This is a genomic window from Psychroflexus gondwanensis ACAM 44 (assembly GCF_000355905.1).
Classification (GTDB): Bacteria; Bacteroidota; Bacteroidia; order Flavobacteriales; family Flavobacteriaceae; genus Psychroflexus; species Psychroflexus gondwanensis.
The window spans coordinates 27979-42588 of sequence record NZ_APLF01000013.1 but is presented as its reverse complement, the minus strand read 5'-3'; the positions used below and the strand labels follow the sequence as shown (position 1 = coordinate 42588).

Below are 14610 nucleotides of genomic sequence, written 5' to 3'. Positions count from 1 at the left end.
TTCTTTTTAATTGTGGTACAAATATAAGTTTAAGCTATAGCTTTTTAAGTAACAATAGTTAAAGGCTATGATTTAATGAGTAAATTCTTTATAAACAATATAAACGCCCATCAAGAAGACAAACCAACCAAATCCTTTTTTGAGTTTTTTTCCATCGATAAACTTGTTTAGCCAAATCCCTATAAATATACCTACCACAGAAAGGCCTGTAAATAATCCTAGGAAGCTCCAATCGATTTCAATGTTTTGTACATCGCCTAAAAATCCGATGAGGGATTTTACGGCTATAATAAGCAATGAAGTAGCCACTGCCTTTTTCATAGGCAATTTGGCTAGTAACACCAAAGCTGGAATAATTAAAAAACCTCCACCAGCACCAACGATACCGGTAAGCGCTCCAACTACAACTCCTTCAATTATAATCAAAGGATAATTGAATTTCACCTTCCCTTCTACTTCTACTTCCTTTAATTCTTTCTTTTGATCCTTAATCATAGAATAAGAAGCTAGTAACATGATTAATGCAAAAAAGAGCATGATACCAATGTTTTTGGTGACTTCAAAACCACCAACACTAAACAGAGAATCAGGAATTGCAGGAACAGCATACATTCGAGTAAGGTAAACTGTTATAAAGGCAGGGATTGCAAAAACAACTGCAGTTTTAATATCGACCAATCCTTTTTGCATATTTCGCACAGCCCCCACAAGACTCGCCGTACCCACCACAAATAAAGAGTATGCAGTAGCCGTTACAGGATCTTCCGCCAATAAGTACACCAGTACAGGAACGGTAAGGATTGATCCTCCACCACCAATGAGGCCAAGAACAACACCTATAATTAATGCTCCGAAAAACCCCAATAATTCAATGATTTCCATAGTATTTGTAAATAAGCTATACGTCTACAAAGTTAAAGATAGTGTTAAACGGATGCAGTAACTTTGGTTACATTGAAGCTATTACATTCCAAATCTAATCGAAATAATTATTTACCTTAGCAAAAAAAACAAAATGGCACTAGAACAAGAGGTGATGCAAAAAATGAAAGAAGCAATGAAAGCTAAGGATAGCGTTGCTTTGGCATCTTTAAGGTCTATTAAAAGTGAAATCCTAAAAGTCAAGACTTCTACTTCCAATAAGGAAGATATGGACGAGACTGAGGAGCTAAAGTTGGTTCAAAAGTTGGTAAAACAGAGAAAAGATAGCGCCGAGGTGTATCTAGAACAAAACAGAAAAGACTTAGCCGATGCAGAACTTGCTGAAGTGGAGGTCATAGAGCAATTTCTTCCTGCCCAATTGAGTGAAGAAGAAATAGATAAAGAAATAAAGGCCATTATCCAGGATACCGGTGCGAGTACCATGAAAGATATGGGTAAGGTGATGGGAATGGCTTCTCAAAAATTGGCGGGAAAAGCAGATGGAAAAACCATTTCAAAAATCGTAAAAGATAATTTGTCTTAACCTATATAAGTTGTATTGTTGCAAAAGAATATCGGCCGCGTAGTTCAACTGAATAGAATATCAGATTTCGGCTCTGAGGGTTGGGGGTTTGAATCCCTCCGCGGTCACGAATAAGTAGTTCAAAAGCAAAAAACGCCAAATTGATTTGAGCGTTTTTTTGTTTGGACTACTTTCAAAGCGGAACGCTAGGGATGCGCGTAGCGAATCCTATTTCAGTTAACAAACTCCAATCCATTGTTATACACTAGTTTGGATTTTTTTAATACCTTTAGTTGTCCATAGTGTTGTCCACAATTTTAATAAATAGAATTATTTTAATGATTTTTTAATATTTCGCTTCAGGAATTTTGGTAAGCAGCTCTAGACAGCAAATGCTGGTGATTTAGCTTCAGATAATTTTATCGAAATCTACTGCTTAAATGAGATTCCATTTTAATTGATGATAGTTCTGATAAGATCAACTAATTCGTGTATTTGAGATTTTCTTTGAAAAATTTCTTAACTAGGATTCTGACTTTAATTTATTAAAATGACTATTAAATTCAAAAAAAGAGGATAAGACTAGAAGTATTTATTAAAATTCTGTAACATAGTCTAGTTTTATACGTCTGCTTAAGAATAACTTAAAACTAGCAATCATGTACTTAAACAGAATTTCTCTAGTTATTCTATTACTTTTGTCTTTAACAATGGTCAATGGACAAACAATAAATGGAGATTGGAGCGGTAAGCTCAACGCCATGGGGCAAGAAATCCCTTTGGTTATTCATTTCTCTGGAAATGATGATAACCTCGCAGCAACGATGGATAGTCCATCACAAGGCGCTTCAGATATACCTGTAGAAAAGGTAAGTCTTGAAGGTACACAGCTTTCACTTTCATTAATGGGCGGTCAAATTGAATACACCGCAGAAGTAAACGGAGATAGTATGACAGGGAATTTCAAACAAGGCGGAATGGATATGCCGTTAACGCTTACCAAAGGTGAATTAGAAAAACCAGGGGATACTTCTTTGCCAAGTTCTGAAAAAGAACTTAAGGCACTGGCTAATAATGAAACAGGAAATTATAACTATTCTGTTGCTGATTATTTTGCTAAACCAGCGTCTTCAGATTTTCAACTTTCACCAGATGGAACGTATATGAGTTACCGTGAGAAAGATGATAATCTTAAAAACCATGTTTACGTCAAAAACATTAAAACCAATCAGGTTAAGCGTGTTATTACAGAAGCAGAGGAACTAATACGTGGGTATGGTTGGGCAAACGAGAACCGCTTAATATACATTATGGATAAAGGTGGTAATGAAGATTACCATTTATTTGCAGTCGATATCGATGGAAATAATCAAAAAGAATTGACCCCTTATGATGGTGTAAAAGTTGAAATTTTGGCATTATTGAAAGAGGATAAAAATCACATGGTGATTTCAATGAATAAAAATAATGCTCAAGTTTTTGATCCTTATAAGATCAATATTACTACCGGCGAATTAGAGCAGTTGTATGAGAATACAGATATAACCAATCCTATAATGGGTTATGAATTTGATAAAGATGGAAATTTACGTGGTTTTGCCCGTCTTAAAGATGGCATTAATTCAGAATTTTATTATGCTGTTGAACCTGGAGATTACAAATTGATGAAAACTACAAAATGGGATGATACTTTTTCTGTCATCAGCTTTGATTATGCTTCAGAAAATGAGCATGACGCTTATATGGTCTCTAATTTAAATTCGGACAAAACAGAAATTTATAAATACGATTTAGCGGAAGATGAGGTTATTGAAAAACTGTTCTCTAATGAAAATTACGATGTATCAGGTGCTTCTCTATCAAGAAATAGAAACTGGGAGCTCGATTATTTCAGTTACGAAGGTGAAAAAAGCGAAATCATTCCAGTAAGTAACTATTATAAAAAGCTACATAAAAAATTAGAAAAGGAATTTCCAGGTTACAATTTTTACTTATCTGATAGAACCGATGACGAAAGTCACTATTTAATTTATGTCACCAGTGATAAGTTGTATGGTAAGTATTATTCTTACGATGTAAATAAAGATGAAATAAAACTTTTATTTGACTTGATGCCTCAATTGAAAGAGAAAGACATGTCAGAAATGCGTCCTATTTCTTTTAAAAGTCGCGATGGAATTCAACTTCATGGTTATATAACTCTACCCAAAGAAGCTGTTAAAGGACAGAAAGTGCCAGTTATCGTCAATCCACATGGTGGCCCACAGGGTATTAGAGATTCATGGGGCTTTAACCCAGAGGCGCAATTATTTGCCAGTCGTGGTTATGCCACATTGCACGTTAATTTTAGGATAAGCGGAGGCTATGGTAAGGAGTTTTTACGCAGTGGTTTTAAACAAATTGGCCGTAAAGCTATGGATGATGTTGAAGACGGATTACAATACGTTATAGACAAAGGCTGGGTGGACAAAGATAAAGCTGCAATCTACGGAGGCAGTCATGGTGGATATGCTGTGTTACGCGGACTTACCAAAACACCAGACTTATATGCTTGTGGTGTAGATTATGTGGGGGTTTCTAATCTGTTTACATTTATGGAAACCATACCTGCTTATTGGGCTCCTTATTTGCCTATTTTAAAAGCAGTATGGTATGATGCAGAAGTTCCTGAGGAAAAGAAAATCATGGAAGAAGTCTCACCAGCTTTTCATATAGATAAAATAAAAAAACCATTATTTGTAGTACAAGGAGCCAACGATCCTCGTGTGAACATCAATGAAAGTGACCAGATTGTAATAAGCCTACGGGATAAAGGTTTCGATGTGCCTTATATGGTGAAATATGATGAAGGCCACGGTTTTGCAAAAGAGGAAAATCGCATGGTTTTGTATACGACTATGATGGGCTTTTTTGCTGAACAATTGAAATAATAGTTTTTTATAAGCTCAATATATTTAGTGTTGAGTATACAGTAAAATTTAAAGCGGGCCTCTTTTTGAGGCTCGCTCTTTTTAATTTAGACCAATTGCAAAGCGGAACGTTTAGGTATATGCAAAGAGAATACTAATACGGCTACTTTAAATGAAAATACATTCTATAAGAGTGAAATAGTTTTCTATTAGCAAAAGAAGCTTTATTTTCTCTGCTTATAAATAAATCTATTGAAGCTTTAGCTTTAAACTCGGTTAAGGTATTTAAAAAGAAAAATTATTTTGCGAATTCACTGGAACTGGGCTTAAAAAACTTTAAGTTTTAATTGACTACATCGTTTCTTTTTAGATCTTTTCCCTTAATGCCGTTTTCAAATTCGATTTCAGTGGATTTAAAACCATTTTCCTTATCAGGTATTTTCACATTGAAATGTAAATGTGGAGTTGTCGTGAATCCCGTCATTCCGCTAAGACCTATCGGTTGATTTTTCTTTATATGATCTCCCAAGTTAACTAACGATCCCTTATGATCTAAATGAACATATTGCGTAAACAAACCGCTGTGAGGATGATATAAGGTTATATAGTTACTTTTATCATTTTCTCTCCATTTTTTACTTAAACCATAATCTATGTAATCTTCAATCACTCCAACAACATACCCCCGTCAACACTAGTGATAGTGTCACCAATCTTTAAATCAAAATCGATAGCGTACTTGCTTTTAATACTGTTGTGGGTAAACTTTCCGTTATACCCTTGAATAATTGTGTACTCTTTTCCATTAACGAAAGGATAAGCAACATTATTTTTCCGTATTTCCTTATTTATATCACCGCGATTTGAAATAAATCTTATGGTTTGAGATTTTAGTAAGTCAGGATAATGAATACTAATGATTGTATCATTTAATTCACTTAGTGTAATTACTCCTATTTTCTCCTCCAATTCCTTATCACAAGGATTAGATTTGATCTTCACTCTCAAAGGGCATCTGAGAGGGTTTATCATATGAAATTTTAAGGAGTCATTTACATAGGTGACTTTATGTTCATTCATGAACTCATAAAATTGTTCATCTGGGAGATTCTTTATATAAGCACAGGATGATAAAAGAAAGAATGCAGTTAAAAGTGAAAGATATTTATTGAAATTCATTGATATTATTTAATTGAAAGTTCAAGTAATAAGTGCAAAACTAATATTTAAAACTCTTGGGGCTAGCCCCAAGAGTTTTAGGACCAATTATTATATTAGTCTTGCATGAAAAAATACAATCAATTGAACCTCCATCAAAGGTATCAAATCCAAGCCTTACTGGAAACAGAAATTAGTAAAAGTGAAATCGCTAGAATTCTATTAGTTGTCCCCTGTACAATTTATAGAGAACTGAGCCGGAACATCGCTGAGCGAAGTAGGACAGCGGGAAAGTATGTAGCATCAAATGCCCAAAGACGTGCAGATACCAGGCATAAGAATAAGGCTAAACAAATAATGTCCACAAAACCTCTAAAAGAGCGTATCGCTGGTCTACTGCGCTATGAGAAGTGGAGCCCAGAACTTAACAGTAAGCACTTAGAACTTGATGACGAAGCTTGCTTGAGCCACGAAAAAATATATCGATGGATATGGGATGTCAAGAAAAGTGAGAAGAAAACAGATTTAAAATTTTCTAAGCTTTACAAGAACCTTAGGCACGGTAGTAGGAGACAGAAAATGGTTTTCGGAATATTTTATAAAAACACTGAATTAGAAGTAATTATTAACAACAAAGTATAATAAATTTATTAGATTAATGCCTGATTCAAAGGTTGTTGGTGTTTTTATACATAAAAGTTACCATTCAATAGCGGAACTCATTCAAACTCGAATAAATGGACAAATTAATAACAAATAAAAGCCTAACAATTGTGAATTTTGCAATTGTATCTTACTTTATAGTGATTTGGCTGATTAACTTTTACAAAATAGATTTTGTTTTAATTGGAGTTTTTAGAGAATTATTGACAATACCATTTCTTATTGCACAAATTGTTTTTTTAGTCATCGGAATAAAGTACTTAATGAAAAATAAAAAGAGTTTTTTATTGATAATTAGTGTTTTATTATTAGCAATTTGCTCGATAGTTACACTTGGAACTTTCTTTTAAAATCGGATTTAAGCAAGTTTATAAAAAAATAATTGTGTGCTGAATCTAGCAAATTCTGGAACTGCTCACTCCATCTAGATTGAAAAATATGGCTGAATAACTCTCTGGTTGAATTCTATCAAACGCATTACAGTGAAAAACTATATTTTAGGAACTAAATTACAACCCCTAAACCACAAAAGCTCCTTCCTACACTGACCTAATTGAATCAACCAAAGCGACTTGAGTAATCAAAACTAAGACCCATAAATAAAAAATTATTTTTCCTCACCCTCTAATAATTTACGATTTCAAATTTGGCCTTGGCCCAATCTTTTGCCAACTTAAAGGTGAGCTAAAGACAAGAATTCAGAGTTGAGTAGAAGAAGGATGTATAACTTTAAAAAGAACTAGTTTTATGCTGAGTTTGAACATGACCTTGAAATTCAAACTTGGTAAAATAGATATGTGGTAAATATGAAAATAGATTTAGATTTTTACAAGAATATTTCTAAAAACAACTTGCCTCTTACAGAGCTTTTAAAGAATGAAAAATTATTTTCTAGTGTTCCTCGAAATTGGTCCGTCGTAGTAGCAGATATAGAAAATTCTACAGATGCAGTTGCCCAGGGTCTTCATAACGATGTTAACCTAAGTGCAACAGGTAGTATAATAACCGTTTTGAACACTCTAAAAAAGGTTGATCATACACTTAAGATTCCTTATTTTTTTGGAGGAGACGGTTCTACATTTATCGTTCCAAATACTGTGTTAGAGCCAATTCTATTAGCCTTGAATAACTACAGCCAACATATTAAAAAAACATTGCAGTTGAATTTACGAGTAGGACAAATAGAGGTCGATACAGTGTATTCTAACAATGTTAGCATAAGAATTACCAAAATTAGGCATAATAAATACCTTACAACTCCTGTAGTTCTTGGTAATGGCTTGAAATATGCAGAACTCTTAATCAAAGAGAATTTTAAAGCATCTGCAACAGCTAATGGTAAAAAAACAGAACTTAATTTAAAAGGTATGGAATGCAGATGGGATGAAATCCAACCAAACCAAACTGGCAAAAAAGTGATATGTCTACTTATAGATTGTGATAACGAAGAAAATCAAGCTGAAGTATATAGCACCATTATGAAGGAAATAGATTTGGTCTTTGGTAACTTAGAAAAGCGTAACCCAATTTCTACGTTTAAATTAAAACTAAATACATCTTTAAAAACAATCAGAAAAGAGATGTATGCTAAAATAGGGAAATACCAAATGACTTATTTAGTTAGTAATTGGCTAGTTACAATGATTGGCACTTTTTATTTTAAATTTTTAAAGGCGGGCAAATTATATAAATATAGAGTTACCCAATTATCAGACACGATAATGCTAGATGGTTTATTAAATACTGTAATTTCAGGAACAGATAAACAGATAAATAAATTAAAAAGACTACTTGATGATTTAGAATCTAAGGATAAAATTATTTACGGTATGCATATTACTCACGCGTCTATAATGTCCTGTTATATAGAAAATAGAGAAGAAAAACACATTCATTTTGTAGACGGAACGGAGGGCGGCTATACAAGCGCTGCAATTATGTTTAAGCTTAAAAAGCTAAAATTGAAAAATCCATAAATCAGTTCATTAAAAATCTATTTATTAGACGGATATCGAGTTTTATTCCTATTACGTTTAGGTATTAAATAGAAGTAAAAATATAAGTTAAGGTTAATATATACTGGGGAGCGTTAGACTTACATAACTCTGGAACTTTGAAATAAACCTTTCTTCTTCTATTACACAAACCTTAAGATTATCATTTTTTTGCTTTCAAGCTTATCAAAGAGTTGATTATAGGAATAAAAATTTGCATAATAGTTTTCCTATTTATGCCCTTCCCATTCTATATCGAGCTCTATAGTTTCGCTGTTATTTATGGTAAAGTCAGGGTAATTGAAAAATCGAAATTTTATAAAATCTGCAGATTTTGATACGAATTCCTTATCATCTTGTTCGGATGGATTTTGATTTATCCATTCTATAGTTTTATTCAAATCGTTTTCGTTTATTTATCCAAAAGGAATTTTTGGGAAGATATAATACTAAAGACTCATATGAATTTTCAGACTTTAATTATATTTAAAATATAAATTCATCTAACGCTGCTAAAAATGAAAGTAAGATTTAAAAAGAGAAGGCAAAATACTAATCTTATATTTGGAATTTTTTGGTTTGTCCTAGGTATTCTTTATCTGGTTTTTACAGATAATAATACGTTTTGGATTGGTTATGTTCATTTAGTTTCTGGAGCACTCTTCATGATCCAAAACTTTTACGATTCAAGACATCAATATCTTCATATTGAAAATGGTGTCATCCAAAAGAATATCTTTTATGGATTTAGTAATAAAATAAATCTAGATGAAGTTTATGAGATTAATGGGACAAAAAGCAACTATATTCTCAAATCAGAAGCAAGGAAGTTATCCATTGATCCAAGTTTAATTGATGAGCAGTCACTTATTAAATTATTTCAAATTTTAAGACAAGTAGATTTACCTTCAGAAAGAAACCACTTCAGTAAATACAAACCTGAGTTGGAATGAGTTTTTTAAGAAATAAAACGCTTCAGATAACAAGACACATCTCGATACATCCCGACGAAAACGTCGGGATACTCGATGAGACAAAACAACTAAATATCAGCTTTTTTTATAGGTTTAAAAACTTGACGATAATAGCATATTAGAAATGTCTGTTCGAGTGGTTTCAATGAATTTTTGCTTGAAAAAATCATTGAAATTGTATCGAGAACACTTCAGATAACAAGACACATCTCGATACATCCCAACAAAAACGTCGGGATACTCGATGAGACAAAACAACTTGATATCAGCTTTTTTTAGGGGTTTAAAAACTTGACAATAATAGCATATTAGAAATGTCAGTTCGAGTGGTTTCAATGAATTTTTGCTTAAAAAATAGCTTTATTCTAATATAAATATGTCTTATATATTTTTTTACCCCTAAATCTAAAAACCACTATTATAAAATATCTCCTCAGTTGGAACTTATGAGACTGGCCTATTTCCTTTACATGCTCTATCTTTAAGCCTTAAAATAAACATCCATGAAATACATTATATGTTCTATAGTCTGCCTTTTAGTGGTGAATTTAGCTAAGAGTCAGACCCCAAGTCGGCAATTAGATTCCATCGTTCAGACCTATCAAGACCATAAAGGTTACGACCAAAAAATCTATCCCTTGGGTTTATACACAAAAGCTTATTACCAACAAGAAGCAGATTTTGCGAGTCAACTCCTTACCGATTTAGCTGAAATGGATAACAGCCAACTTTCAGAAACTGAACAGATTTCATTAGAAATGCTAAAGTTTAAGCTTAAGGAAACAGTGGACTTCTACGAGTTTGAAGCCTACTTAAATCCGCTACTGTCCGATTCTGGTTTCCATCTTAGCCTATCTTATGAAGTGAGAGACCTCAACACTTATGAGCAAGTGAAAGCTTATCTCAATAAACTCAACGCTATTCCTACTTATGTGGACCAACACTTTAAACTTCTGAGACAAGGCTTAAAAAAAGGCATCACCCAACCCCGAGTGATTTTTGAAGGCTATGAGTCGACTTACGATTCTCAAATCGTTGACCAACCTGAAGACAGTTACTTTTACGAACCTTTTCAGAACCTCCCTTCTACTCTATTAGAATCTCAAAAAGACTCTGTGATTCAAGCAGCAAAAGCGGCCATAAAAGCCAATGTCATTCCACAATTTAAGCGTATTAAAAGCTTTTTTGAAACGGAATATTTACCCACTACTAAAACTACTTTAGGGGTTTCAGAAGGACCGCAAGGCGAAGCCTACTATCAAAATCGGTTAAATTACTATACAACCTTGGATCTAACCGCTGAAGACATTCATCAAATTGGTATGGATGAAGTGGCGAGAATCAATTCAGAAATGAAAGCTATCATAACTAACCTAGGTTTTGAGGGTAGCTTTGAAGAGTTCATCCAATTCCTCAGAACCGATGAGCAGTTTTATGCTAAAACTGGAGAAGAACTTTTAAAAGAAGCCCGTGATATAGCCAAGCGTATCGATGCCAAACTCCCGGCTTATTTCAAAACTTTACCTAGGAAACCCTACGGTGTCACAAAAGTCCCCGATGCCATTGCTCCTAAATATACCACAGGCCGCTATATTGGCGCTTCCAATGACACTCAGCCTGGGTATTACTGGGTCAACACCTATAATTTGCCCAGCCGACCTTTATATGTTTTACCCTCGTTAACTGCTCACGAAGCAGTGCCTGGACATCATTTACAAAATGCCCGTAATGCAGAGCTTGGCGATAGCATTCCTAAGTTTAGAAAAAACATGTATTTATCTGCCTATGGAGAAGGCTGGGGATTGTACTCTGAGTTCCTTGCTGAAGAAATGGGGATTTATACCACCGCCTATGAGCGATTTGGAAAACTGACTTACGAACAATGGCGTGCTTGTCGTTTAGTTATAGACACGGGAATTCATTCCATGGGATGGACTCGAGAGGAAGCTGTAGACTATTTCACCAAAGAGACAGCCCTTTCGTTACACAATATCAATACCGAAGTAGATCGCTATATTTCATGGCCAGGACAAGCCGTTTCTTACAAAATTGGTGAGATCAAAATTCGCGAATTACGAGCGAAAGCTGAGAAAATGCTTGGCAGTGGATTTGATATCCGTGAGTTTCATGAAGTTATTCTTGAACAAGGGGTTGTCACCTTACCGATTTTAGAACAACGTATTAATACATTTATTGATAAAAATAAAAGTTAGCTCAAAATATAAAAGGTTAGCCTCCCAACTTATAAAAATGATGAATTGGGCCTGAGCCTTTGCCCAATTTATAGTCACTACCCGCTTTGATAGCTTGGTAAATAAATGTTTTTGCTTTTTGAGACGCTTCTTCTAAACTAAAACCTTGAGCCAAATAACTTGCTAATGCAGAAGATAGACTACACCCTGTACCATGCGTATTTTTGGTTGTGATTCTTGGGGAACTCAATTTTGTTATCTGTTTTGTTTTAACATTGAATAAAATATCGACAGATTTATCACCTTTAAGGTGTCCAGCTTTAAGTAATACAGAGACCTTAAACTTTTCGGCCAAAGCTTTTGCATAGTCTGAAAACTCCGTGGAATTTTCAATATTTTCACCTAGGAGAAGCTCCATTTCGGGCACATTAGGTGTCATCACTTCTGCCTGCGGTATTATTTGATCCATCAAGGCTTGTATGGCATCTTGCTGAAGCAAACGATCACCAGAAGTCGCTACCATAACGGGATCTATAACGATATGTTTTGGTTTGTAATGTTGAAGAAGCTTTGCGACCTCTTCGATCACCTCTTTAGAATGGAGCATCCCTATTTTTACCGCATCTGCTCCAATATCCTCCATCACTGCTGTAAATTGATTTGCAATCATCTGAGGAGAAACTCCTTCAATGGCGTTTACACCAAGGGTGTTCTGGGCTGTAATAGCAGTAATTACTGTTGCAGAATAAGCTCCGCAGGCTCCAGCCGACTTTATATCAGCTTGTATGCCTGCACCACCTCCAGAATCACTTCCTGCTATAATTAAAAGCTTTGGGTAAGTTTTCATTTTTAGTCATTTATTAATGATGGTTTTTTTAGCTCAAACTGGCCACTTTTCCTTGCGATAAGCACTATCCCAAAACATCCATTCCAGTTGTGCAGTCTTTAGAAAAGCTTCTGTCATTTCTTCTCTTACTTTGGACGTGGCATTTTGAGCATAATACTCTGTAATTTCAATAGCGCGATCAACAGAATTTGAAAAATCCTCACCTCCATAGGTATCCATCCACTTTTGGTAAGGATTATTATTTGTGTTGGCAATTGACAGCAAATAATCCCCGACTTCTTTATAAATCCAAAAACAAGGCAAAACAGCAGATAAGCTTACTTCTATAGAATCGTACTGATAAACTTCAGTAAGAAAACCAGTATACAAGCTACAAGTTGGAGATTTCTCTGGTGGCTTAAATCCTCCCAATTGACTTATAAATTCTTTGTGCAAGGCTTTTTCAACTTCAATAGTTCCATTTGCAAAACTCATATAGTCCAACGAATGATCAGGATCTTTTAATTGGGTAGCGATATTACCCAGTACCTTCCCGTAAATAGTTAGATAAAAGGCATCTTGATGCATATAAAAATGGAATTGTTCAGCACTTAAAGTTCCTTCACTTAACTCTTTAATGAACGCATGATTTTTAATTTGGTTCATTAATGGATGTACTAGATCAATTGTCTTAGGAAACCATTTATAATTCATAATTCAATTATTTTGATAGTGGTTAATCATATGGTATTATACGAATTAAACAAATTCAATCTTGGATTTATCTCTCAGAATCGTATCAGTAAGTTTATATATTTCATCGATAAGAAATACTCTAAAACTGCCAGGATAACACCCTCTATTGTGCTGGGCAGCATGTTCACCAGCTATCCCCATGCTCAAGAAACTCGCTATACAAGAGGCCAATAAATTATCCGTGTTGGCTCCGCAAAATCCAGCAGTAAGTGCCCCAAGCATACACCCAGAACCTGTGACTTTGGTTAGCATGTCATCGCCATTATGAACAAGTGCTGTTATTTCTCCGTCGGTTATAATATCAATTTTGCCTGAAGCTGCAACAATACATTTCCAATCTTTAGCTAGTTGTTGACAAACTTCTACACCATCCTCACCCATATCTAAGGAATCCACTCCACGCACTTTAGTTTCTACTCCTGCCAAAGATTTGATCTCGCCAAGATTACCTTTAATAATATCTACTTTACCGAAAGATCTTAACTTATCGATAAAACCAATTCGTCTTGGGATAGCTGCACATCCTACTGGGTCCAAAATCACGGGTATGTTAAGCTCATCTGCTGCTTTAACAGCTTGTGGCATCGCTAGCTCCTGCTCTTTGGTTAAGGTTCCAATATTTAGGTAAACAGCGTTGGCAAGTTTCGTAAAATCATAAGCTTCATCTGCAGATTCGCACATGGCTGGTGATGCACCAATACTCAACAATATATTAGCACAATCGTTTATAGTCACATAATTGGTAATGGCCTCTACAAGAGGAGTTTTGGATTTTAAATTTGATAGTTGTTCGTAAATTTGATTTTCTAACATTGCTTTTAATTTAAAAATGCCTTTTTGAATTTATCTTCACTTAAATCTGTGATGCCGATCTCATTAAAGAACTTCAAAATAGGAAGCTCTTTTTCCGATGAAGATTCAAAATCTTTACTAAAACATTTGGCTGTAGCTTTCAAGATATCGTCCATCAATGGAGTTGATTTTTCTTTTGTATACGCATAGTAAATACCATAAGCTTCCTCTGGATTTGTTTCAATAAATTGAATAGCCTCTTGGATAGCTTCTACGAATGCATTTACTTTTTCTTTATCTTTTTGATAATACGATTTTGAAGTGAAAAGATCTAAAGCACAAAAATTAGCGAACCCAGCCGAATCGGCGTCCATATGGATGACATCCATATTTTCATGCTTAGCTTCAATACCTTCAAAATTGTAAAAATACAGCCATCCTGCATCTGCACCCTCTTTCATGTGTTTGATAAGATAAAAATCCTTAGCAACAAATTCAACCTGTGAAGGCTTGATGTTTACGCCTTGTTTAGCCGCATAGCGCTTTATAATTTCAAGGCCAATACCATTAGTTTTCTCATTAGAAACTGGAGTGGCAACTTGGATTTTCTCCCCTTTCTTTAGGGCTTCATAAGAAGTTGTTTTCATGATAACACCACCTTTGGTTTCAAAATAAGTTCCAAGAGAAAGGAATTCTGGATGATACTGCTCAATGAGGTGCAAAGGTTCGTTGGTTGCGAATTGTATGTTTCCTTCAATGAGATCTTGAAGTCCATCGTAGTGGTCTGTTGGAACTATCAATTCAAAATCGGTAATTCCATTTTTTTTCAAAAACCCCTTTTCTTCGGCAACGATTATTGGTAAGTGGTCCGGGTTTAAAAACCATTCGATAGCTAGTTTCAT

At 34.6% G+C, this 14610-nt stretch carries 14 protein-coding genes and 1 tRNA gene; 7 read left to right on the top strand and 8 right to left on the bottom strand.

All coding sequences use genetic code 11. From position 1 onward, the window contains the following. Window positions 1-72: 72 nt before the first annotated feature. Window positions 73-882, bottom strand: a complete 810-nt coding sequence (locus tag PGOND44_RS11865) for a sulfite exporter TauE/SafE family protein (RefSeq protein WP_003442453.1) — start codon at window positions 880-882, stop codon at window positions 73-75. Between the two features lie 133 nt (window positions 883-1015). Between PGOND44_RS11865 and PGOND44_RS11860 the strand changes: the two genes are divergently transcribed. The 3 genes from PGOND44_RS11860 (at window position 1016) to PGOND44_RS11850 (ending at window position 4374) form a co-directional block, all read left to right on the top strand. Further along, on the top strand, window positions 1016-1465 hold the full coding sequence (locus PGOND44_RS11860; RefSeq protein WP_003442447.1) for a GatB/YqeY domain-containing protein: 450 nt from the start codon (window positions 1016-1018) through the stop codon (window positions 1463-1465). Window positions 1466-1498: 33 nt separating this feature from the next. After that, a tRNA-Arg gene (locus PGOND44_RS11855) sits at window positions 1499-1572 on the top strand. 531 nt (window positions 1573-2103) lie between these two features. Beyond that, window positions 2104-4374, top strand: a complete 2271-nt coding sequence (locus tag PGOND44_RS11850) for a S9 family peptidase (RefSeq protein ID WP_003442444.1) — start codon at window positions 2104-2106, stop codon at window positions 4372-4374. A 322-nt stretch (window positions 4375-4696) separates the two neighbouring features. On the opposite strand, the gene PGOND44_RS11845 is transcribed toward PGOND44_RS11850, so the two are convergent. After that, complete coding sequence (locus tag PGOND44_RS11845; RefSeq protein ID WP_040556118.1) at window positions 4697-5023, bottom strand: M23 family metallopeptidase; 327 nt, start codon at window positions 5021-5023, stop codon at window positions 4697-4699. Further along, window positions 5020-5385 (bottom strand): hypothetical protein, encoded by a 366-nt coding sequence (locus tag PGOND44_RS11840; protein ID WP_155943836.1) that lies wholly within the window; start codon window positions 5383-5385, stop codon window positions 5020-5022. The genes PGOND44_RS11845 and PGOND44_RS11840 overlap by 4 nt, the downstream gene beginning before the upstream one ends. Before the next feature lie 252 nt (window positions 5386-5637). Between PGOND44_RS11840 and PGOND44_RS11835 the strand changes: the two genes are divergently transcribed. After that, entirely contained in the window at window positions 5638-6153 is a 516-nt protein-coding gene (locus PGOND44_RS11835; protein ID WP_051044085.1) for a helix-turn-helix domain-containing protein, read from the top strand. 827 nt (window positions 6154-6980) lie between these two features. Next, the gene (locus tag PGOND44_RS11825) at window positions 6981-8150 is read left to right on the top strand and encodes a DUF3095 domain-containing protein (RefSeq protein ID WP_003442436.1); all 1170 of its coding nucleotides are present in this window, start codon (window positions 6981-6983) and stop codon (window positions 8148-8150) included. A gap of 248 nt (window positions 8151-8398) precedes the next feature. Here PGOND44_RS11825 and PGOND44_RS15585 read toward each other — a convergent pair whose 3' ends face one another. Then, entirely contained in the window at window positions 8399-8569 is a 171-nt protein-coding gene (locus tag PGOND44_RS15585; RefSeq protein ID WP_155943835.1) for a hypothetical protein, read from the bottom strand. Between the two features lie 117 nt (window positions 8570-8686). Between PGOND44_RS15585 and PGOND44_RS11820 the strand changes: the two genes are divergently transcribed. Further along, window positions 8687-9121 (top strand): hypothetical protein, encoded by a 435-nt coding sequence (locus tag PGOND44_RS11820; RefSeq protein ID WP_003442433.1) that lies wholly within the window; start codon window positions 8687-8689, stop codon window positions 9119-9121. Window positions 9122-9645: 524 nt separating this feature from the next. Continuing rightward, the gene (locus PGOND44_RS11815; RefSeq protein WP_003442431.1) at window positions 9646-11355 is read left to right on the top strand and encodes a DUF885 domain-containing protein; all 1710 of its coding nucleotides are present in this window, start codon (window positions 9646-9648) and stop codon (window positions 11353-11355) included. Between the two features lie 16 nt (window positions 11356-11371). On the opposite strand, the gene thiD is transcribed toward PGOND44_RS11815, so the two are convergent. From thiD to PGOND44_RS11795, 4 genes are read right to left on the bottom strand one after another with little or no spacing between them, the layout of a single operon-like run. Then, on the bottom strand, window positions 11372-12181 hold the full coding sequence (gene thiD, locus PGOND44_RS11810) for a bifunctional hydroxymethylpyrimidine kinase/phosphomethylpyrimidine kinase (protein ID WP_003442428.1): 810 nt from the start codon (window positions 12179-12181) through the stop codon (window positions 11372-11374). Between the two features lie 33 nt (window positions 12182-12214). Then, the gene (gene tenA / locus PGOND44_RS11805; protein ID WP_003442425.1) at window positions 12215-12874 is read right to left on the bottom strand and encodes a thiaminase II; all 660 of its coding nucleotides are present in this window, start codon (window positions 12872-12874) and stop codon (window positions 12215-12217) included. A gap of 45 nt (window positions 12875-12919) precedes the next feature. After that, on the bottom strand, window positions 12920-13729 hold the full coding sequence (thiM, locus tag PGOND44_RS11800) for a hydroxyethylthiazole kinase (protein WP_003442423.1): 810 nt from the start codon (window positions 13727-13729) through the stop codon (window positions 12920-12922). 5 nt (window positions 13730-13734) lie between these two features. Beyond that, the gene (locus PGOND44_RS11795) at window positions 13735-14610 is read right to left on the bottom strand and encodes an ABC transporter substrate-binding protein (RefSeq protein ID WP_003442421.1); all 876 of its coding nucleotides are present in this window, start codon (window positions 14608-14610) and stop codon (window positions 13735-13737) included.

What these genes read in the sequence shown, in the direction of transcription:
- PGOND44_RS11865 (WP_003442453.1), bottom strand. Translation starts at nt 882, where the DNA reads ATGGAAATCATTGAATTATTGGGGTTTTTCGGAGCATTAATTATAGGT.
- PGOND44_RS11860 (WP_003442447.1), top strand. Translation starts at nt 1,016, where the DNA reads ATGGCACTAGAACAAGAGGTGATGCAAAAAATGAAAGAAGCAATGAAA.
- PGOND44_RS11850 (WP_003442444.1), top strand. Translation starts at nt 2,104, where the DNA reads ATGTACTTAAACAGAATTTCTCTAGTTATTCTATTACTTTTGTCTTTA.
- PGOND44_RS11840 (WP_155943836.1), bottom strand. Translation starts at nt 5,385, where the DNA reads ATGATAAACCCTCTCAGATGCCCTTTGAGAGTGAAGATCAAATCTAAT.
- PGOND44_RS11835 (WP_051044085.1), top strand. Translation starts at nt 5,638, where the DNA reads ATGAAAAAATACAATCAATTGAACCTCCATCAAAGGTATCAAATCCAA.
- PGOND44_RS11825 (WP_003442436.1), top strand. Translation starts at nt 6,981, where the DNA reads ATGAAAATAGATTTAGATTTTTACAAGAATATTTCTAAAAACAACTTG.
- PGOND44_RS11820 (WP_003442433.1), top strand. Translation starts at nt 8,687, where the DNA reads ATGAAAGTAAGATTTAAAAAGAGAAGGCAAAATACTAATCTTATATTT.
- PGOND44_RS11815 (WP_003442431.1), top strand. Translation starts at nt 9,646, where the DNA reads ATGAAATACATTATATGTTCTATAGTCTGCCTTTTAGTGGTGAATTTA.
- thiD (WP_003442428.1), bottom strand. Translation starts at nt 12,181, where the DNA reads ATGAAAACTTACCCAAAGCTTTTAATTATAGCAGGAAGTGATTCTGGA.
- tenA (WP_003442425.1), bottom strand. Translation starts at nt 12,874, where the DNA reads ATGAATTATAAATGGTTTCCTAAGACAATTGATCTAGTACATCCATTA.
- thiM (WP_003442423.1), bottom strand. Translation starts at nt 13,729, where the DNA reads ATGTTAGAAAATCAAATTTACGAACAACTATCAAATTTAAAATCCAAA.
- PGOND44_RS11795 (WP_003442421.1), bottom strand. Translation starts at nt 14,610, where the DNA reads ATGAAACTAGCTATCGAATGGTTTTTAAACCCGGACCACTTACCAATA.